At 62.2% G+C, this 19,647-nt stretch carries 16 protein-coding genes; 3 read left to right on the forward strand and 13 right to left on the reverse strand.

All coding sequences use genetic code 11. The features are described 5' to 3' along the window. Positions 1-32 precede the first annotated feature (32 nt). Positions 33-1,280 (reverse strand): kynureninase, encoded by a 1,248-nt coding sequence (gene kynU, locus NKI16_RS21850; RefSeq protein WP_352621821.1) that lies wholly within the window; start codon positions 1,278-1,280, stop codon positions 33-35. 445 nt (positions 1,281-1,725) lie between these two features. On the opposite strand from kynU, the gene lexA reads away from it, so the two are divergent. Continuing rightward, a complete protein-coding gene (lexA, locus tag NKI16_RS21855) occupies positions 1,726-2,460 on the forward strand; it encodes a transcriptional repressor LexA (RefSeq protein ID WP_023674949.1) in 735 nt (244 codons plus the stop codon). On the opposite strand, the gene NKI16_RS21860 is transcribed toward lexA, so the two are convergent. Further along, entirely contained in the window at positions 2,454-4,919 is a 2,466-nt protein-coding gene (locus NKI16_RS21860) for a ComEC/Rec2 family competence protein (RefSeq protein WP_352621823.1), read from the reverse strand. The two genes, lexA and NKI16_RS21860, sit on opposite strands and share 7 nt — an antisense overlap. A gap of 95 nt (positions 4,920-5,014) precedes the next feature. Between NKI16_RS21860 and gltX the strand changes: the two genes are divergently transcribed. Together gltX and gltA are read left to right on the forward strand one after the other, a co-directional pair. Beyond that, entirely contained in the window at positions 5,015-6,436 is a 1,422-nt protein-coding gene (gene gltX / locus NKI16_RS21865) for a glutamate--tRNA ligase (protein ID WP_023674947.1), read from the forward strand. Positions 6,437-6,615: 179 nt separating this feature from the next. Beyond that, entirely contained in the window at positions 6,616-7,944 is a 1,329-nt protein-coding gene (gene gltA / locus NKI16_RS21870; RefSeq protein ID WP_352621825.1) for a citrate synthase, read from the forward strand. 113 nt (positions 7,945-8,057) lie between these two features. On the opposite strand, the gene lpxB is transcribed toward gltA, so the two are convergent. The 11 genes from lpxB to pyrH form a co-directional block, all read right to left on the reverse strand. After that, complete coding sequence (gene lpxB / locus NKI16_RS21875; protein ID WP_352923663.1) at positions 8,058-9,224, reverse strand: lipid-A-disaccharide synthase; 1,167 nt, start codon at positions 9,222-9,224, stop codon at positions 8,058-8,060. Next, complete coding sequence (locus NKI16_RS21880; protein ID WP_352448825.1) at positions 9,214-10,116, reverse strand: LpxI family protein; 903 nt, start codon at positions 10,114-10,116, stop codon at positions 9,214-9,216. Before NKI16_RS21880 ends, lpxB begins: the two co-directional genes overlap by 11 nt. Before the next feature lie 6 nt (positions 10,117-10,122). Further along, positions 10,123-10,956, reverse strand: a complete 834-nt coding sequence (lpxA, locus tag NKI16_RS21885) for an acyl-ACP--UDP-N-acetylglucosamine O-acyltransferase (protein WP_352625619.1) — start codon at positions 10,954-10,956, stop codon at positions 10,123-10,125. 13 nt (positions 10,957-10,969) lie between these two features. Next, complete coding sequence (fabZ, locus tag NKI16_RS21890; RefSeq protein ID WP_023674942.1) at positions 10,970-11,434, reverse strand: 3-hydroxyacyl-ACP dehydratase FabZ; 465 nt, start codon at positions 11,432-11,434, stop codon at positions 10,970-10,972. Further along, on the reverse strand, positions 11,427-12,485 hold the full coding sequence (lpxD, locus tag NKI16_RS21895) for a UDP-3-O-(3-hydroxymyristoyl)glucosamine N-acyltransferase (protein WP_352448823.1): 1,059 nt from the start codon (positions 12,483-12,485) through the stop codon (positions 11,427-11,429). Before lpxD ends, fabZ begins: the two co-directional genes overlap by 8 nt. A gap of 179 nt (positions 12,486-12,664) precedes the next feature. Next, the gene (gene bamA / locus NKI16_RS21900; RefSeq protein ID WP_352625621.1) at positions 12,665-15,028 is read right to left on the reverse strand and encodes an outer membrane protein assembly factor BamA; all 2,364 of its coding nucleotides are present in this window, start codon (positions 15,026-15,028) and stop codon (positions 12,665-12,667) included. 217 nt (positions 15,029-15,245) lie between these two features. Beyond that, positions 15,246-16,388 carry an RIP metalloprotease RseP gene (gene rseP / locus NKI16_RS21905; protein ID WP_023674938.1) on the reverse strand — a complete coding sequence of 381 codons (1,143 nt, stop codon included), beginning with the start codon at positions 16,386-16,388 and terminating at the stop codon, positions 15,246-15,248. A gap of 104 nt (positions 16,389-16,492) precedes the next feature. Beyond that, a complete protein-coding gene (locus NKI16_RS21910; RefSeq protein ID WP_352474281.1) occupies positions 16,493-17,326 on the reverse strand; it encodes a phosphatidate cytidylyltransferase in 834 nt (277 codons plus the stop codon). Between the two features lie 3 nt (positions 17,327-17,329). Continuing rightward, positions 17,330-18,052 (reverse strand): isoprenyl transferase, encoded by a 723-nt coding sequence (locus tag NKI16_RS21915; protein WP_023674936.1) that lies wholly within the window; start codon positions 18,050-18,052, stop codon positions 17,330-17,332. Positions 18,053-18,084: 32 nt separating this feature from the next. Further along, positions 18,085-18,639, reverse strand: coding sequence for a ribosome recycling factor (gene frr / locus NKI16_RS21920; RefSeq protein WP_084640965.1), 555 nt, complete (start codon positions 18,637-18,639; stop codon positions 18,085-18,087). Between the two features lie 91 nt (positions 18,640-18,730). Beyond that, a complete protein-coding gene (gene pyrH, locus NKI16_RS21925) occupies positions 18,731-19,453 on the reverse strand; it encodes a UMP kinase (RefSeq protein WP_023674934.1) in 723 nt (240 codons plus the stop codon). Positions 19,454-19,647 lie beyond the last annotated feature (194 nt).

Below are 19,647 nucleotides of genomic sequence, written 5' to 3' on the forward strand. Positions count from 1 at the left end.
CCAGCCTCACGATTCCAGCTCTCGCATCAATCTCAAGTGACAGCTGCTTTGATGGCGAAGCGCGCATCCTTCCACGCACCGGTGCGCAGGATATCCTCAAGCACTTTGACGGCCTGCCAGACATCGGCATAGCCGACATAGAGCGGGGTGAAGCCGAAGCGCATGGTCGATGGCGCGCGAAAATCGCCGATCACGCCACGTTCGATCAGCGCGCGCATGACCTGGTAGCCATGCTCATGCATGAATGAAATCTGGCTGCCGCGTTTTTCCCCATCGCGCGTGCTTTCGAGCGTGAGCCCGTAAGTGCCGCACTTTGCCTCGACAAGCTCGATGAACAGATCCGCCAGCGCGATGCTCTTCTTGCGCACCGCCGTCATGTCGACATCGTTCCAGATGTCGAGCGCGCCCTTCAGCGTGCGCATCGACAGGACCGGCTGGGTGCCGCACAGAAACCGGCGGATGCCGGTGCCGGCCGCATAGCCTGGCTCGAAGGCGAAGGGCCGTGCATGGCCCCACCAGCCGGTGAGCGGCTGCTGGATGTAGGAAAGATGCCGCTCAGCCGCATAGATGAAGGCAGGCGCGCCCGGGCCGCCATTCAGATATTTGTAGGTGCAGCCAACGGCAAAATCGGCGTTTGCCTTGTCGAGCTCGACTGGCATCGCGCCAGCGGTGTGGCAGAGATCCCAGACGATCATCGCCCCGGCTTCCTGAGCCCTGCGCGTCAGCGCCGGCATGTCGCGCAGTTCGCCCGACTTATAGTTGACGTGGTTGACCAGCACCACGGCGGTGCGTTCGTCGATCAGCTCTTCGATGGTCGGCGCGTCGACCCCCGAGAGGCGCAGCAGCGTATCTTTTCGCGTCGAAACCACACCCTCAGCCATGTAGAGGTCCGTCGGAAAACTATCGCCCTCGGCGACGATGACCTGCCGCTCCGGTCGCATGGCCATGGCGGCGTGCAGCAGCTTGTAGATGTTGACCGATGTCGTGTCGCAGACCACCGTCTGGCCGGCCGCGGCACCGATCAGGCGCCCGAGCTGGTCGCCAAGTTCAAGCGGCATGTTGAACCAGCCGGCCGTGTTCCATGCGCGGATGAGATCATGCGACCATTCTTCGGTCGCGGCCTTGTGCAGTTCATCGAAAGCGGCACGTGAAGCAGCTCCTAGCGAATTGCCGTCGAGATAGATCACTCCTTGCGGCAACACAAAGCGGTCGCGCATCGCGCGCAACGGATCCGCGGCATCCATCGCCTTTATGGCCACGAGATCGGGAATTCCTGTCATGATTTGTCTGCTCCCCCAAGATCCAACGCAACGCCGGACACGCATCGACTGTTCTTCCATTACCTGGTTGCGCGCAGCAAGGCTCCACCGGCGAGAAGCAGCCTGACCAGGCGGTGGAAACCGGGACTTAACCCGAGGTTGGCGTTTTGAATTCGTTTCGTTCACGGTGCATTGACCAGACCGCACAGTCGATACGGGTTCAATTCCGTGCCTTTTGCCGACCGACGGCCGATGTCAGTGCTGCCTTCTGGGAAGCCAGAAGGCGCAAACGAAAGCAGAATCAAGGGGATGACGCTCGCGACGGTGAAAATGCGGCATTCCGGTAGGGGCGTGGTTTGTTTCCCAAGCCTTAACGCATTCATTAAACTTTAAACAGTTGCGGAACACAACTGGAACAGATAGTGTTTGTTCTGGGTTTGTTTTTCTGATTCTGTTGGGGGTCGCTATGCTGACACGCAAACAACACGAACTGCTTATGTTCATCCACGAAAGGTTGAAGGAAAGCGGTATTCCGCCCTCCTTCGACGAGATGAAGGAGGCGCTCGACCTGGCTTCCAAATCGGGAATCCATCGGCTGATTACGGCGCTGGAGGAGCGCGGCTTCATTCGCCGTTTGCCCAACCGGGCCCGTGCGCTGGAGGTGCTGCGCCTGCCTGACTCGATCGCCCCCGGCCTCAATGCGGCACGCAAGTTCTCGCCGAGTGTCATCCAGGGTAGTCTTGGGCAAGGCGCCCCTCGGCAGGGCAAGCCGACATCGTCGCGCGTCCCTGCAGCCGGCAATGACGACGATGTCGTCGCCGCCGTTTCGATCCCGGTGATGGGCCGCATCGCCGCCGGTGTGCCGATCGATGCCATCCAGCACCAGACGCATTCGATTTCGGTGCCGCCGGATATGATCATGGGCGGCGAGCATTATGCGCTCGAGGTCAAAGGCGATTCGATGATCGAGGCCGGCATTTTCGACGGCGACACGGTGATCATCCGCAATGCCGATACGGCGAGCCCCGGTGAGATCGTGGTGGCACTGGTCGACGAGGAGGAAGCGACGCTGAAGCGGTTCCGCCGCAAGGGCGCCTCGATCGCCCTGGAAGCCGCCAATCCGGCCTACGAGACGCGCATCTTCGGACCAGACAGGGTCAAGGTGCAGGGCAAGCTCGTCGGACTGATCCGCCGCTACTGAGCTCCGCCCTTGGCGCCGGCTTTGGGGTTGTCGGCCCTGCGGTATGGCGGCAGGCCCCGTGCCGCGCGTGAAAATTTCCGCTGCACGTGCCAGGGCCGGTATGATTTTTCGACCGCGAAACGGATTTCGGCGCGCGTTGCCGCTTGTGGATCGAAGTAGACGGCGGCACTTCCCGCGCGCGCCAGTTGCCGTTTGGTGACGACGAGGACCAGCCGGTCGTAGTAGCAGGGGTTATGGGCGGTGGCGTCGTCGATGACGATCAAGCTGGCAAAGGCGCAGGCTGGCCGCGCAGTATCGCGGTCCTTGGCTTGCGCGATGATCGCGCCGGATGGATGCCTGGCAAGGCAGAGGCCGTCCGTGCAAATGAACGGCATGCCCGGCGGTAGGTCGGCCGGATCGGCAATGTCGAATTGCGGGTCGTTCTTTCCAGGTGTTTCCGGCGCGACGATAGCCTCTGATGTGAGCGCGCGTTTCCAATTGTCGATGGCGAACTCATTCGGGCGTGCCCGGTTGACCGCGAGTTCACCGCTGCCGATCGGCAGCGCCACCAGCCGTGCGTCCTCCGAGACCAATACGTCGGGTATGCGTGTCTGCGTTGTCGTCAGCAAGCCGGCGAGCGCAAAAGGAAGTGCCGCCAGCCGCAGCCACGTCGTCGCCATGCTGGCAATGACGAGGGCGATCGTCACCAGAAGGACGGATCTCAGCGAAATCAGCCCGACCGCATCGATCGGCGAGCGCTCCGAGATCCACCCGGACAGGGCGATCATCGCCGTCAGCCCCTTGCCCATGACATAGAGGAAAGGGCCATCCGCACCGAACGGCATCGCCAGCGCGCTGAGAACGGCGAAGGGCATGACGACCAGTGAGACGATGGGCATGATGGCCAGATTGGCGAACAGGCTGAGCGGCGCCACGCGCTGGAAATGCCATATGGCGAAAAGCGCCGTGGCGCTCCCTGCAATGATCGATGTCATCGCCAGACCGCACATGCCCAGCAGGACCTTTCGAGTGGCAAAGCGTAGCGGCGACCGCCGCGGCGGCGGCGTGGTGGCCCTGCCGGCGCGGTAATCGGACCAGCCTGCATAGGCGCCGACAAGGGCCGCCGTCGCGGCGAAGGACATCTGGAAACTCGGACCGACCACCTCGTGCGGCGACACCAGGATGACCGCGATGGCCGAGATCGCCAGGTTGCGCATGGTGAGCGCGGCCCGGTCGAACAGCACGGCGATAAGCATCACCGCCAGCATGATGAAGCTGCGTTCGGCCGCCACGACAATGCCGGAAAAGACGAGGTAGGCCGCAATCGAAAAAAGCGCGGCGGCCGCGGCATATTTCTTGACCGGCCGTCGCGATGAGAAATCGGGAAACAGCGCAAAGGCACCCCGCAGCAGCGCCATGATGGTGCCGGCGACCAACGCCATATGCAGCCCCGAGATGGAGATGATGTGGTAGATGCCGGTGCGCCGCATCGCTTCGTTGATCTCCTCGGGAATGCCGGCGCGCACGCCGACGATCAGCGCAGCAGCAATTTCGCCCTCGGCACCGCCGATGCGGCTGCGGATATGGTCGGCGATGGATTCGCGCGCGTCTTCGATCGCGGAAGAAAGCTGCGCGCCAAGCGGCATGCTGCCCGACGACACGACTTTCGGATTGCCAAGAAAAAAGCCGCTGCCGCCGATACCGGCGAAATAGCTGTCGAAGGAGAAATCATAGCTGTCGGGCCGCACCGGGCCGGTCGGCGGCAGCAGCCGCACATAGCCGGTGATCTCGGAACCGGCGGTCAGCTCAGCCGGTATCTTCATCGCCGAAACGCGGACCCGTTCCGGCATGTAGCGCAGTGTCGGCCTGGCCGTTGAGATCACATCGATTGTCAGCCTGATGCGGCCGCTCGCCATGGGCTCGTACGATACGACGCGACCCGTCAGCCGCGTCGAGATTTCGGAGCCGAGCATATGCGTTCCGACACGCCATGTCTCGAACTTGGCGGCAAGTACGCCAAGCGCGCAGAGCAGCGCCACCATGAAGCACAGGCGCGTCCTGGGCCATGACCGCGAGACGACGGCACAAAGGGCCGCGAGGAGCGCGATTGCGATCGGCTGTGGAAAGGCCGGCTCCACCGACAGCCCGAAATATACGACCACCCCGCATGCGAGGAACACCGGCACCAGCAGGAAGGCGATGCCGCGGTCGAGTTCCAGACCGGCTGCCGTGGTTACGCTGTTGCGGATACGGGACGGTGACGGGAGGCGGAAACGCCTGGGCAGGCGTACGATGGGCTCGCCCGCGGGCACGAGAACCGTTGCTGGGTCGCTGGCCGGCAGCGACGGAGCATCGAAGCGCGGAGCGGGTAGCAATGCCGGTGCCGGCAGGACAGGCGGGGGAGCGGCAAACAGCAAGCGTTCGCTGACGCCGCTGCCAACGTCCTCGCCCTCGCCCGCACCACGGCCTCGCACAGCCATCGGGTCTGCCCCTTGCGCCTCGACCTCCTATGCTACATGAACGCGCAACGCGCGAAAGTCCGCAAACCCACTTCCTTCGCCCGCCTGAGAGTTCCATGCCCGATAAGGTCGTCACCCGTTTTGCCCCCTCGCCCACCGGCTATCTGCACATTGGCGGCGCGCGCACGGCGCTGTTCAACTGGCTGTATGCCAAGCACACAGGCGGCACGATGCTGCTGCGCATCGAGGACACCGACCGCGAGCGCTCCACCGATGCGGCAAGCGCGGCCATTCTCGACGGGCTTTCCTGGCTTGGCCTGACATGGGACGGCGAGCCGGTGTCGCAATTCGAGCGTGCGCCGCGCCATCGCGAGGTGGCCGAGGAGCTCGTTCGTATGGGCAAGGCCTATTATTGTTATGCGACGCCTGCCGAACTAGAGGCAATGCGCGAGAGCGCACGCGCCAAGGGGCTGCCTCCCCGCTATGATGGACGCTGGCGCGACCGCGACCCGTCGGAGGCGCCGCCCGGCGCCAAGGGGGCGATCCGCATCAAGGCGCCGACAGACGGCGAGACGGTGGTGCATGACCGCGTCCAGGGCGACGTGCGCTTTCCCAACAAGGATCTCGACGATTTCATTATTCTGCGCTCGGACGGCAATCCCACCTACATGCATGCCGTCGTCGTCGACGATCACGACATGGGCATCACCCACATCATCCGCGGCGACGATCATTTGACCAACGCCGCACGCCAGACCGTAATCTATCAGGCCATGGGCTGGGAGGTGCCATCGATGTCGCATATCCCGCTGATCCACGGTGCCGACGGCGCCAAGCTGTCGAAGCGGCACGGTGCGCTTGGCGTCGAAGCCTATCGCGCCATGGGCTACCTGCCGGATGCGCTGCTCAACTATCTGGCGAGGCTTGGCTGGAGCCACGGCGACGATGAGATCATGTCGATCGCCGACATGATTGCATGGTTCGACATTGGCGACGTCAACAAGGGCGCCGCCCGTTTCGACTTCGCCAAGCTCGAGGCGCTTAACGGCGTGCATATGCGCCGGATGAACGACGCGGCGCTGCTCGACATCTTCATCGCCACTCTGCCGTATCTTGAAGGCGGCCCGGCAATCGCCGCGCGCCTCGACGACAGACGCAGGGCGCAACTGCTTGCCGCTTTGCCGGGCCTGAAGGAGCGCGCCAAGACGCTGGTCGAACTGGTTGAAGGGGCTGCATTCCTTTTCGTCGAGCGGCCGCTGCCGGTCGACGAAAAGGCGGCGGCGCTGCTCAGCGGTGAGGCGCGCACGATCCTGCGGGGCGCTCATGCGGCACTAGCCACGGTTTCGGAGTGGTCTGCCGCCTCAGCCGAAGCCGCGATCCGCGACTATGCGCAGGCCGCCGGCCATAAACTCGGCGCCGTGGCCCAACCTTTGCGCGCCGCGCTCACCGGCAAAAGTACCTCGCCAGGTGTCTTTGATGTGCTGGCCGTGCTTGGCCGCGAGGAAAGCCTGGCGCGGATCGCTGATCAAATCGATTAGCAAACTGGCCCAAGAAGATTGGCATTGAAAGGTGTGTTTCGCAGTGCAACATTGGGTCTTGGCCTAATCTGCCGCGCAGATTCAATTGCGGGCGCAAATGTGCGTATTCCGATGCTTTTGACGTGTTGGGTTCAGATATTTTGCCTTTGCCGGCCTGAGGAAACAAAAAGGAGTTTGCTATGACCGAACCTGCGACAAAAATGGAATTTGGCGGCAAAACCCAGGCATCGACGGCCAAGCTGGAACTCGGCGGCAAAACCCATGAATTCAAGATACGAAGTGGTTCGGTAGGACCTGACGTCATCGACATCGGTTCGCTCTACAACACCGCCGGCGTCTTTACCTACGATCCCGGTTTTACGTCGACGGCGAGCTGCGAATCGGAAATCACCTTCATCGATGGCGATGCCGGCATTCTTTTGCACCGCGGCTACCCGATCGACCAATTGGCCGAGCACGGCGACTTCCTCGAAGTCTGCTATCTCTTGCTCTATGGTGAACTACCGACCAAGGCGCAGAAGGACGATTTCGACTACCGGGTGACGCGCCACACCATGGTGCATGAGCAGATGTCGCGCTTTTTCACCGGCTTCCGCCGTGATGCGCATCCGATGGCGGTGATGTGCGGCGTGGTCGGCGCGCTGTCGGCCTTCTATCACGATTCCACCGATATCTCGGACCCCTATCAACGCATGGTCGCGTCAATGCGGCTGATCGCCAAGATGCCGACGATCGCGGCGATGGCCTATAAATACCACATCGGCCAGCCATTCATTTACCCGAAGAACGAGCTGAATTTCGCAGCCAATTTCCTGCATATGTGCTTCGCCGTGCCTTGCGAGGAATACAAGATCAATCCGGTGCTGGCCCGCGCGATGGAGCGCATCTTCATCCTGCACGCCGATCACGAACAGAACGCCTCGACTTCGACCGTCCGCCTGGCCGGCTCGTCGGGCGCCAATCCTTTTGCCTGTATCGCTGCCGGCATCGCCTGCCTGTGGGGTCCCGCACATGGCGGCGCCAACGAGGCAGCCCTGAACATGCTGGGCGAGATCGGTCATGTCGATCACATCCCGGAATTCATTGCGCGCGCCAAGGATAAGAACGATCCGTTCCGATTGATGGGATTTGGCCACCGCGTTTACAAGAATTACGATCCGCGCGCCAAGATCATGCAGAAGACCGCGCACGAGGTCCTGGGCGAGCTCGGCATCAAGGACGATCCACTGCTCGACATCGCCATGGAGCTGGAAAGGATCGCACTGACCGATTCCTATTTCATCGAGAAGAGGCTCTATCCGAACGTCGATTTCTATTCCGGCATCACGCTGAAGGCGCTGGGCTTTCCCACCACCATGTTCACCGTGCTGTTCGCGGTCGCCCGCACCGTCGGCTGGATCGCGCAGTGGAAGGAGATGATCGAGGACCCGCACCAGAAGATCGGTCGCCCGCGCCAGCTCTATACCGGCGCGCCGGAACGGGACTACGTGCCAATCGCGAAGCGGTGAAGGTGGTGAATGGTGAATGGTGAATGGTGAATGGTGAATGGTGAATGGGAGTAGCGAAGCGTCGCTCCCTGTCCATAGAAACCACTATTCACAATTCACTATTCACAATTCACTCACTTCCTCACCATCCCCATCACCACACCCGCGGCTATCTCGCCTGACGGCTCGTCGGTTGCCATACGCCTGGCGATTTCGGCAAAACCGTCCTTCTGCCAGGTGCGGTAGGCGGTATCGGAGAACAGCGCTTCCAACTGCCGCGCCAGATAATGCGGCCGCACATATTGATTGTAGTGTTCCGGCACAACCGGCCGGTCGGCAATGAGATTGGGCAAGGCTGCGCTCCATACTTCGATCAGCGGCTGCGCCATGCGCATGACCGGATCGAGCCGGTAGCAGGAGATCATCGGCACACCCGCCAGTGCCAGTTCCAGCGATACCGTCCCCGACGCGATCAGCGCCGCATCCGCCTTGCCGAAGGCCTGCCATTTGCGTTCGGCATCGAGGATGATCTCCGGCTTCTCGTCCCAGCTCGCGACCGAGGTCCTGACCAGGTCGGCGACGTGCGGCACCGTCGGCAATAGCAGGCGCAAGCGGTGCCCGCGCGCCCGCAGGATCGACAGCGTTTCGCCGAACGGCCCAACCAGGCGCCGCACCTCGCCGCGACGCGAACCGGGCAATACAAGCAACGTTTTCACACGGTCAGCGGAGAGGTTACGCGGCTGCGCCTGCGCCCTGGCGGCACTGACTATGCCCGGATCGTGTGCAAGGCGATGCCCGACATAGGTGCCGGGCGGCCCGCCCAGGCGAGCGAGTTCCTTCACCTCGAACGGCAGGATGCAAAGAATGTGATCGACATATGGCTTCATCGCCGCCGCCCTGCCCGGCCGCCAAGCCCACACGCTCGGGCAGACATAGTGGACGATCGGGATAGTCGGATCGGCGGCACGCACCTTCTTGGCGACGCGCAGCGAGAAATCCGGACTGTCGATGGTGATAAGGCAATCGGGCTTTTCACCGGCAATCGCGTTGGCCGTCTGGCCGATCCGCCGCATCAGGCGCGGCAGGTCGCGCAGGATGGCGCTAAGCCCCATCAGTGCGATCTCGCTGCCGTCGAACAATGGCGCCAGGCCGAGCGCCTGCAAATGGCGGCCGCCGATGCCGACAAGCCGAACTTCGCGCCCGGTCATGCGCTTGAGCGCCTGCACAAGGTCGGCGCCAAGCAGGTCGCCGGACTCCTCGCCGGCGACGACGGCTATCTTCAACGGCCGCTCATTCGCCATGCGCCGGCTCCGCAGCAGGCAGGCCGATTACGAACAGGCCGAGCGCATTGGCACGTCCGATGGTGGCGGGACCTTCGAGCACCAGCGAGCGACCGGCTTCGACGGCAATGCCGGCCAGTCCGGCGGCATGCGCCGCCTCGACGGTCAGCGGGCCGATGGAGGGCAGATCGGCACGCAGTTCCTGACCGGGCTTGGCGCATTTGACCAGAACACCTCGGCTCCCGCCGGCCAGCCTGCCGTGCCCGCGCAACTCCCTTGTCCGCTCGAGCAGCCCGTCGGTGCCTTCGACGCCTTCCAACGCAATGGCGCGGCCGCCGACCGCAACAGCCGCTTGGCCGATATCCAGCGCGCCGATGGCTTTTGCCGCCGCGTGCGCCGCCTCGATGTCGCGCCAGTCGGATTTGCGTGGCGCCGCCTTGGTCAGCAGGCCTTCGGCGGCGACCAGCTCCGGCACGATCTCGTGAGCGCCGACGACCTTGATGCCGCTGCGCTCGATCCTGCGCACGAACAGTTTCAGCACCGTATCGTCGCCCCGGGTTACACCGACGAAGAGGCTGGGTAGCCACGCGAGCAGGCCCAAATTGAGGCGCATGGCGCTCAGCCTGGGGCGGCGCGTGATATGACCCGCGGTTACGAGATGCGTAACGTGATGCCGCTTAAGGATCGGCAGCAGCGAGCCGACGTCTTCCAGCCTCAAGGTTGCCTGCTCATAGGGCTCGAAATCGGCTATGCGATCGACCTCGCCGGCCGCCATCACGACGAAGGGCAATTTGCCTTGCCGGGCGAGCGCTCGGGCAATTTCGACCGGGAGACTGCCGCCGCCGGCGATGATGCCGACCTTGGCATCTGGCGCGAGATCAAGGCCCTTTCCGGCAGCCTCAATCTTCGTCATCTGCCCTCAGTCTTCATCATCGGTATCGTCGCCGTCGCTACCCTTGAGCGACGGCACGGCGTAGTGCCGCTTGCCGCGACCGGCGATGAAGTCGACGATCTTCATGGCAGTCGGCGACGAGGCGAATTCCGCCTTGGCGAATTCGATGTTTTCGCCGACGGTCCGGGAGCGATCGAAGATCGTCTTGTAGGCTTTGCGCAGCAAGTGGATCTCCGAACGCGGCAGGCCGGCGCGCTTCAGGCCAATGATGTTGAGGCCGCGAAGGCTGGCACGGTTGCCAACGGCGATGGCGTAAGGAATGACGTCGCCGACGATCGCCGAGCAACCGCCGAGAAAGGCGTTATCGCCGATGCGGACAAACTGATGAACCGCGGTAAGGCCGCCGATGTAGACATTGTCACCGACTTCGCAATGCCCGCCTAACGTCGCTTGATTGGCGAAGGTGGCGTTCTTGCCGACCACGCAGTCATGGGCAATATGGGCATAGGCAAGGAAATTGCCGTTGTCGCCGATCCTCGTCTCGCCGCGGCTCGAATCGGTGCCGACATGCATGGTGACACCTTCGCGGATCGTGCAGTTCTCGCCGATCACCAGCGCAGTACGGCCGCCCTTGTGCTTGGTGTTCTGCGGCGGCCCGCCAAGTATCGCCATCGGATAGACCTTAGTCGATGCACCGATGGTGGTCGCGCCAATCACCGAGACATGGCTGACCAGTTCGACGCGGTCGCCGATCACGGCGTCGGGGCCGACGTGACAGAAGGGCCCGATGCGGGCGCCTTCGCCGATTTGGGCGCCTGCCTCGATGACCGAGGATGGATGGATGACTGTCTGGATTTTCATTAGCATTCGTTTGTCAGCCGCTTGCGACCATCATCGCCGAGATCTCGGCTTCCGCCGCCTTGGCGCCATCGACGAGGGCCTCGCAAGCGAATTTGAGAAGATTGCCGCGTTTCTTGATTTTCTTCACATGAATTTTCAGCTGGTCGCCTGGAACGACCGGCTTGCGGAACTTGGCATTGTCGATGGTCAGGAAATAAACCAGCGACGGCTTTTCCGTACCAAGGCTGCGGATGCAGATGGCGCCGGCCGTCTGCGCCATCGCCTCGATGATCAGCACGCCGGGCATGACCGGCTGGTCGGGGAAATGACCTTGGAAATGCGGCTCGTTTATGGTGACGTTCTTGATGCCGATGGCGGATTCGTCGCCATCTATGTCGACAATACGGTCGATCATCAAGAACGGATAGCGGTGCGGCAGGAGCTTCATCAGCCGCATTATGTCAACCGCTTCGAGCGTCGCCGCTGCGATGTCAGCCATTTCCCCCCTCACCCTGTTTGCGCGTCCGTGCAAGTCTGCGCAAGGCCGCTATCTCGCGCATGGCTTCCGCCATCGGCTGCGCCGGATATCCTCCCCAAATCTCACCGGCAGGCACATTGCTCATAAACCCGCTTCTTGCCGCAAGCTTGGCCCCGGACCCGATGGTCAAATGATCCGCAAGGCCGACACCGCCACCCATGGTGACGTTGTCGCCTACCGTCACGGAACCGGAAATACCCGAAAGCCCGGCTATTATGCAATTGCGGCCGATGCGAACGTTGTGCGCGATCTGCACCAGATTGTCGATCTTGGTGCCCTGGCCGATGATCGTGTCGGACATGGCGCCGCGATCGACGGTCGTATTCGACCCGATCTCGACGTCGTCCTGGATGATGACGCGGCCGATCTGCGGAACCCGCTCCGGACCCTTGGCGCCGGCCACGAAACCGAAGCCATCCTGGCCGATCCTGGCACCGCCATGGATGATGACGCGATTGCCAATCAACGCATATTGCACGCTGGCACCTGGACCGACATAGCCGTCGCGGCCAATCTGCGAAGACGGACCGATGACCGCATGCGGGGCAATGACGGTCCCGCTGCCGATGGCAGCGCGAGGTCCGATGATCGCACCCGCTTCGATGATCGCGCCGGCCTCGACATGGGCGGTCGCATCGATATGGGCGTGCGGCGAGATACCGGTTTCGCCGGTCATCGGTCCAGGCGTTGCAGCCGCCGGAAAAAGCAGACGCCCGACCATTGCGAAGGCCTGCTGCGGGCGCGGATGCACCAGCACCGCGATGCCCGCCGGCGCCTTGCCGGCAAATTCGGCAGGGCAGAGAACCGCCGCCGCCCGCAGTGACTGCATCAGGGCGAAATTGCGCCTGCCATCGACGAAGACAAGGGCGTTCTCGCCGCCTTCGTTGGCGGGCGCCAGAGCCTCGATCGATACGTCGGAGAGACCGGAATCAACAAGCGTCGAGCCGGTCAGATTCGCGACTTCGCCGGCCGTATACCGGCGTGAGGGCGCGAAGAACACCGGATCGGTCATTCCAGAAGCAATATCCAGCTAGCGCATGACCCGAAAATCGGAAATCGACCCTCGGAAAGGATCATGCGCAAATCAAAGTGCTACACCGTCCTTTGCGCGTCCGATAGGACGCGCTGCGCTGTAGTGTCGGATCACTGCCATCCGGATCCAAACGAGCCGGAAGCATCATTGCCCGCACATCAGAAGCGGGTCGATATGCCGAAGTTGAATTCCTGCACGTCGTCGGTCTTTTCCTTCTTGACCGGGATCGCATAGTCGATGCGGATCGGGCCGAAAGGCGATGCCCACATCAAACCGACACCGACGGAAGCGCGCCATTCCATGCCGGTTGTCGAAGAATTGACAAGGCCACTTGCGATTTTGCTGCCGTAGAGCGTTGCCGCATCGGCGAACACAGCGCCACGCAAACCGAAGCTTTCGGGGATGACCGGCAGCGGGAACTGCGCTTCCGCCGAGGCATTGAAGTAGGTGGTGCCGCCGAGATGGTCATTGCTGTTGTCCGAAGCAACCGGGCCGATGCCGCCATATTCGAAACCGCGGATCATACGGTCGCTGCTCTGGAAATGGTCGAAGACGCGCAGATCGCCGTTGCCATATCCCTGGACATGGCCAGCGCCGCCCGAAACGAGGCCCACCAGGTCCAATTGTTCGGACAACGTCTGATAAATGCTGCCGCGCGCCGTGACCTTGATGAACTTGGCATCGCCGCCGACGCCGGCCACTTCGGTGCCGACATTGGCATAAATACCGTCATGCGGGTTCTTCATGTCGTCGATGGTATTGTAGATCAGGCCGAGGCTGACCGAGGACTTGAGCCATGGGCTCTCTTCAACGCCGTTTACGATCGCCTGGGAGACGTCGCAGGTGCCACCATTGATAACGGGAACGCAGCCCTCGTCGAACTCGTACTTCTCTTGCGCAATATTATAAGCCAGCTGCGTTGAGATGTTGTCGGTGATCGGCAGACCGAAGCGGACGGTCGCGCCTGTCGTGTCGCTGTCGTAATGGTCGTAGTTTCGGCTCTGCTTGTAGATGTCGAAGCCGGCCGCGATCCGGCGGCCGAGGAAATAGGGTTCGGTGAAAGAGAAGCTGTAGTCGCGCGAGTTCTTGCCACCGCCCGCCGCCACCTTGATGAATTGGCCGCGACCGAGGAAGTTGCGCTCACTGACGGAACCTTCGACGGACGGACCTGACGTTTCACCGCCGCTCGAATAACCGGCGCCGACCGTGAACTCACCGGTCGATTTCTCGACCACATCGACCACCAGCACAACCTGGTCCGGCTCAGAACCCGGAACGGTGGAAATTTCGACTTTTTCAAAATAATCGAGCGCTTCCAGCCGCCTCTTCGCGCGCTGGATGAGCACCTGATTGAAAGCATCGCCTTCGCTGACATCGAACTCGCGGCGAATGACGTAGTCGCGCGTCCGATCGTTGCCGCGAATCTCGATGCGCTCGATATAGGCCTTGGTCCCCTGATCGACCGTATAGACGACCGAGATCGTGTGGTTCTCGAAGTTGCGGTCGCCGCGCGGCGTCACCTGGGCGAAGGCATAGCCGGATCCAGCGACCTTTTCGGTCAAGGCGATGATCGTGTCCTCGACGTTCTTGGCGTTGTAGACATCGCCCTTGTGGGTCTCGACCACCGATTCAAGCGACTTGGCGTCGACCTCGGGGATCGTGCTTTCGACGCTGACATCCCCGAACGTATAACGCTCGCCCTCCTGTACCGTGATGGTGACGGTGTATTTGTTGGTGGTGTCGTCGAGTTCGCCGACAGCCGAGACGACCTGGAAGTCGGCATAGCCGTGATTATAATAGAAGCGGCGCAGCAGCTCCTGGTCGGCGCGCAGCTTGTCCTCGTCATAAACGTCGTCGCGCAGCACGAACGACAGGAAGGACGAACGCTTGGTGGAGATGATGTCCGACAGCCGGCGGCTCGAATAGGCGCTGTTGCCGACGAAATTGATCGCTGCGATCTGGGTGCGGCCGCCTTCGTTGATGTTGAAGACCACGTTTACCCGGTTGTCGCCGAGATCCATGATCTGGGTGGTCACGGCGGCATCGTCGCGGCCGATACGCCGGTATGCGGCCTTGACCGCCTCGACATCGGCATCGAGCTGCTGTTGCGAGAAGGTGCCGCGCGGCTTCAATTGCACCGCGGCCTCAAGCGCGTTGTCCTTAAGCTTCTTGTTGCCCTGGAACAGCACCTGGTTGACGACCTGGTATTCGGACACCTTGATGACCAGCGTCGATCCGACCTGGTTGATCTGCACATCCGAAAACAGCCCGGTGCCAAACAGCGCCTTGACCGCATCGTCGATATCCGAACTGGAAAACGCCTTGCCGGGCTTGATCGTCACGTAATTGCGGATGGTGTCCGCGTCGACACGCTGATTGCCGGTGACTTCGACTCTGGAGACGACAGCCGCCTCGGCGGCCGATGTGGCAACGAACTGCACTGCGAGCGCGCCTGGTACAACCAGAGCGGCGGACATAGCCACCGCGGACGCGGCGCTCAGAAACTTGGATGCTGCCTTCATCGGGCTTTTGTACCTTTTCTCGAAGTCCCCACGGCGAGAAAACCGGACGTGCGGTAATTTCCCCTACCGTATTAACCGGATTTTCCCTACACGCAAGGCTTCTGGTTAATTTGTATTTACTTAACCCTGAGGCGTGGCTTTCGCGTCACGCATATCCCCACGCATGGTAAACGGCGTCTCAACATTGCTCGTGCCGAAGCCAAATTCCTTCATGATTTCAGCACCCAAACAGATCGTTCCAGAAAACAAAGCCCATGAACCCGAGCACCAATATGAGGCCGCTTCGGTAAGCCATTTCCATCATGCGTTCGGACACCGGCCGCCGGATGACAGCCTCCACGCCGTAGAACAGAAGATGCCCTCCGTCGAGGGGGGGAATCGGCAAAAGGTTGAGAATCCCTATCCCGACTGACAGGAATGCAACAAGCTGCACGAGCCATTCAAAGCCGAGCTTTGCCGCCTGACCCGACATCTTGGCGATCTTGATGGGGCCGCCCAGCTGGCACTTGTCCTCGCGACCGACAACGAAACGTTGCAGGAACTGGCCGGTACGCTGGATGACGTGTCCGGTTTCCTGGACCGCTGCCCCGACCGCCCCGGCCGGACTATAGGTGATCAGCCGTGGCTGGCCGAGTTCCTTGTTGTTGACGACGCCGATCACGGCCACCTGGACCTTGTTGCCCAGTGCGTCTTGTTGTTCCATCAAGCGCGGCGTCGCCGTGACGGTGATTTCCTTGCCGGCGCGTAACATGACGAAGGTGATGCTGTCGCCGGCGCGGCCAGAGACCAGACGCTGGACGTCGGCAAAGGTCTCGACCTTGCTGCCGTCGACGCTGACGAATCGGTCGCCGGGCATGATGCCGGCCGCGGCGGCCGGACTGCCGACGGTGACCTCAGCCACCATCGGCTCCAGCACGGGCCGGCCATGGACGGAAAACAGCACGGCAAAGACGGCGATCGTCAGCAGGAAGTTGAACAGCGGCCCCGCCACGACGGTCGCCGCCCGCTTCCAGATCGGCTGCGTGTGGAAGGCAACCTTGCGTTCTTCGTCGCTCAGCGCCTCGATCTCCTCCGAGCTGGGCTGGCTCGACGTCGCGTTCATGTCGCCGACGAACTTGACGTAGCCGCCGAGCGGTATGGCGCAAAGCTTCCAGCGCGTGCCGCGGCTATCGTTGAAGCCGATGATCTCTGGGCCGAAACCGATCGAAAAGGCTTTTGCGCCGATACCGCACCAACGCCCGACGAGGTAATGGCCCATTTCGTGGACAAAAACGACCACGGTCAGCACGAACAGGAAAGGCACCAGCGTGCCGAGGACAAAGCCCTCTGTGCTGAAAACCGCGTGAAAAATCTCGTTCAATTCATGCCCTCAAATTCATCCACGGCACAGATCACGCCGCGACTGTGACATCAATCCAGGCGAATCCATGACGCAGCCCCGCGCCGGCCCACCGACGATGCCGTTCAAACCGGAAACAGCCCCTGTGCCGGATGGTCGGCGGTCGCGGAAATCCAGCCGATGACGTATAGGGCGAAAGCCGCCGCGACAAGCCCATCTACCCGATCCATGATGCCGCCATGGCCGGGTATCAGCGTGCCGGAATCTTTACGGCCGTGGCGTCGCTTGACCCATGATTCGAACAGGTCGCCGGCCTGCGCGACAATCGAAAGCACCAGTGCGACCACGCCAAGCACGACGAGGTTGCCCGTTCCGGCTACGGCGGCCAGAAGCAGCCCGGCCACTACGCCGCCGACCACCCCACCGAGCGCCCCGCTCCGCGTCTTGCCCGGCGAGATCGACGGCGCCAGCCTTGGACCACCGATGGAGCGGCCGACGAAATAGGCAAAGATATCGGTCGCCCAAACCACGGCGAATAGGAACAGAATGGCCAGCAGCCCTGAATGGTCGCCGTCACGCAAGAAGGCCAGCGACAAGCCGGACACGGCCGCATAGGCAAGGCCGGATGCTTCCCACGGTCCTGCCCTGCGCATGGAAGAAGCGACGGCAGTGACAGCAACCAGAGCCGCGACGAGCGGCAGCAGCAAAGACGCAGGCAGGCCGGCGACGAGGGCACCAATAAAGACCACGATCAGCGCCTCGGGCAGAAAGCCGAGACCTGCCGTAGCACCAGCACCTGCCGGGGCAACGGGGCGGCTCATCCGCGTCCACTCGTAGAAGATCACCGCCGCCATGGCGGCGCAAAGCAACCGGAAGGACAGTCCGCCGAGCCAGGTCAGGGCAAGCGTGACGATGGCAAGCACGACGGCCGAAATGACCCGGAGTTGGAGGTTGCTCATTCCTCAGCCTGAGGCGACATCTTGGGCGGCAAGTCCGCCGAAGCGGCGCTCGCGGCCGGCGAAATCGCGCAGTGCATCGGACAGGTGCTCGCGACTGAAGTCGGGCCAGTAGCAAGGCAGGAAAACGAGTTCGCTATAGGCGGCCTGCCATAACAGGAAGTTGGACAGCCGAAGCTCGCCGCTGGTGCGGATGACCAGTTCCGGGTCCGGAATGCCCTCTGTATCGAGCGAGCTGGCAAAGGAATCGGCCGTGATCGCCTCGCTCTCGATCTCACCGCGCGCCACCGCCGCTGCGAGCTTGCGCGCGGTGCGCACGATCTCGTCGCGCCCGCCGTAATTGAAGGCAATGACCAGTGTCAGCGCCTCGTTGCTGAGAGTGAGCGTTTCGGCTTCCTCGAGCAGCCCCCTTATGTCGGGCTGCAGCCCTGCCCTGTCACCGATGACCCTGATCCGCACCCCACTCTGGTGCAGCTCGGCGAGGTCACGTCGGATGAAAAGCTTCAGCAGGCCCATGAGGTCGCTGACTTCGGATTTCGGCCGTGACCAGTTTTCCGACGAAAAAGCGTAGACGGTCAGGAAGGAGATGCCGAGGCCGGGGGCGGCGCGCACTGTCTTGCGCAGCGCCTCGACGCCGGCGCGGTGACCGGCCAGCCGCGGCAAGCCGCGCGCCTTGGCCCAGCGTCCGTTTCCGTCCATGATGATCGCGACATGCGCGGGCGTTGCCATATTCTCGCTTCCGGGCCAGGCGTGGCCAGACCCTAGACCTGCATGATTTCCGCTTCCTTGTCGGAAAGCAGGTGGTCGATGGTGCTGATTGTCTCGTCGGTCAGTTTCTGAACCTGGTCGGCCCGTTTGCGATGGTCGTCCTCACTGATGTCGCCGTCCTTTTCCGCCTTTTTCAGAAAGTCCATGCCGTCCCGGCGAACGTGGCGTGCGGCGACGCGGGCATTCTCGGCATAACCGTGCGAGATCTTGACCAGCTCCTTGCGGCGCTGTTCGTTGAGCTCGGGCAGCGGAATCCTGAGATTGGTACCGTCGACGATAGGATTGAAGCCGAGATTGGCTTCACGGATGGCGCGGTCGACTGCGCTGACCATCGACTTGTCCCAGACCGAAACCGAAATCATGCGCGGTTCCGGCACCGACACTGTTGCCACCTGGTTGATCGGCATGGTGGTGCCATAGGCCTGCACCTGGACGGCATCGAGCAGGTTGCTCGACGCGCGGCCGGTGCGCAGCGAAGCCAGATCATGCTTGAACGCGGCGATCGCCCCGTCCATGCGCCGTTTGAGATCGTCGTACTCGCCACTCATCATCGTCTCCTCGACCCGTTAACCCGGGTTCACTGCTTAGGCCCTGTTCGAGCCTCATCCGCAACCGGTCCCTTTCGGGTTCATGGTCCGGTCAATCGTCTGCGACAACCGTGCAACGGCCGCCGCCCCTCAGGATATCGCCGAAGCCACCCTTCTCGTGGATCGAATAGACGATTATCGGAATGTTGTTTTCGCGCGCAAGTGCAATCGCCGCCGTATCCATGATCGAAAGCCCGCGTTTGATGACTTCGTCATGGCTGATCCGCTCGAAACGTGTCGCATGCGGGTCCTTCTTGGGATCAGCCGAATAGACACCATCGACCTGGGTGCCCTTGAACAGAGCATCGGCGCCGATCTCGGCGGCGCGAAGGGCTGCAGCCGAATCGGTGGTGAAGAACGGATTGCCGGTGCCGCCGGCGAAGATGACGACCTTGCCCTGGTTCATGTAGGCGGTCGCCTGACGCTGCGAAAAACTTTCGCAAAGCTCGGGCATGGCGATCGCCGACAGCACCACGGCGTCGACGCCGATCTTGTTGAGCGAGGTGCGCAGCGCCAGCGAATTGATAACCGTGGCAAGCATGCCCATATGGTCGCCGGTGACGCGGTCTCCGCCTTTTGACGCAACCGCGACGCCACGGAAGATGTTGCCGCCGCCTATGACGACACCGACTTCGATGCCCAATGCGCGGGCCTCCGCGATGTCGGCGGCGATGCGGTCGACCACCGATACGTCGATGCCGAAATGCTGCTCGCCCATCAACGCTTCGCCCGACGCTTTCAGCAAGACACGTCGGTAGAGGGGCTTCACCGTCATCTGGTCCTCGTCATCGTGCGTGTGACGCGTTTCGGTGCGCCCCGAAACACTGGGCGTTCCGATACACGAAGGGGGGCCCGCGGTGAACCCCCCCCCGCCCCCCACAGAAAGGATGCGGGGACCCGCATAACCCAACCACCACCCCCCCAAAAAACCAACCCAGAGCCAAAAACCCCAAATAAAATAACCCCTGG

The organism is Mesorhizobium sp. M0698 (genome assembly GCF_040320455.1).
Lineage (GTDB): Bacteria > Pseudomonadota > Alphaproteobacteria > Rhizobiales > Rhizobiaceae > Mesorhizobium.

Excerpts from the sequence above, each read along its gene's own strand:
- kynU (WP_352621821.1), bottom strand. The coding sequence starts at position 1,280 with ATGACAGGAATTCCCGATCTCGTGGCCATAAAGGCGATGGATGCCGCG.
- lexA (WP_023674949.1), top strand. The coding sequence starts at position 1,726 with ATGCTGACACGCAAACAACACGAACTGCTTATGTTCATCCACGAAAGG.
- NKI16_RS21860 (WP_352621823.1), bottom strand. The coding sequence starts at position 4,919 with ATGGCTGTGCGAGGCCGTGGTGCGGGCGAGGGCGAGGACGTTGGCAGC.
- gltX (WP_023674947.1), top strand. The coding sequence starts at position 5,015 with ATGCCCGATAAGGTCGTCACCCGTTTTGCCCCCTCGCCCACCGGCTAT.
- gltA (WP_352621825.1), top strand. The coding sequence starts at position 6,616 with ATGACCGAACCTGCGACAAAAATGGAATTTGGCGGCAAAACCCAGGCA.
- lpxB (WP_352923663.1), bottom strand. The coding sequence starts at position 9,224 with ATGGCGAATGAGCGGCCGTTGAAGATAGCCGTCGTCGCCGGCGAGGAG.
- NKI16_RS21880 (WP_352448825.1), bottom strand. The coding sequence starts at position 10,116 with ATGACGAAGATTGAGGCTGCCGGAAAGGGCCTTGATCTCGCGCCAGAT.
- lpxA (WP_352625619.1), bottom strand. The coding sequence starts at position 10,956 with ATGAAAATCCAGACAGTCATCCATCCATCCTCGGTCATCGAGGCAGGC.
- fabZ (WP_023674942.1), bottom strand. The coding sequence starts at position 11,434 with ATGGCTGACATCGCAGCGGCGACGCTCGAAGCGGTTGACATAATGCGG.
- lpxD (WP_352448823.1), bottom strand. The coding sequence starts at position 12,485 with ATGACCGATCCGGTGTTCTTCGCGCCCTCACGCCGGTATACGGCCGGC.
- bamA (WP_352625621.1), bottom strand. The coding sequence starts at position 15,028 with ATGAAGGCAGCATCCAAGTTTCTGAGCGCCGCGTCCGCGGTGGCTATG.
- NKI16_RS21910 (WP_352474281.1), bottom strand. The coding sequence starts at position 17,326 with ATGAGCAACCTCCAACTCCGGGTCATTTCGGCCGTCGTGCTTGCCATC.
- NKI16_RS21915 (WP_023674936.1), bottom strand. The coding sequence starts at position 18,052 with ATGGCAACGCCCGCGCATGTCGCGATCATCATGGACGGAAACGGACGC.
- frr (WP_084640965.1), bottom strand. The coding sequence starts at position 18,639 with ATGAGTGGCGAGTACGACGATCTCAAACGGCGCATGGACGGGGCGATC.
- pyrH (WP_023674934.1), bottom strand. The coding sequence starts at position 19,453 with ATGACGGTGAAGCCCCTCTACCGACGTGTCTTGCTGAAAGCGTCGGGC.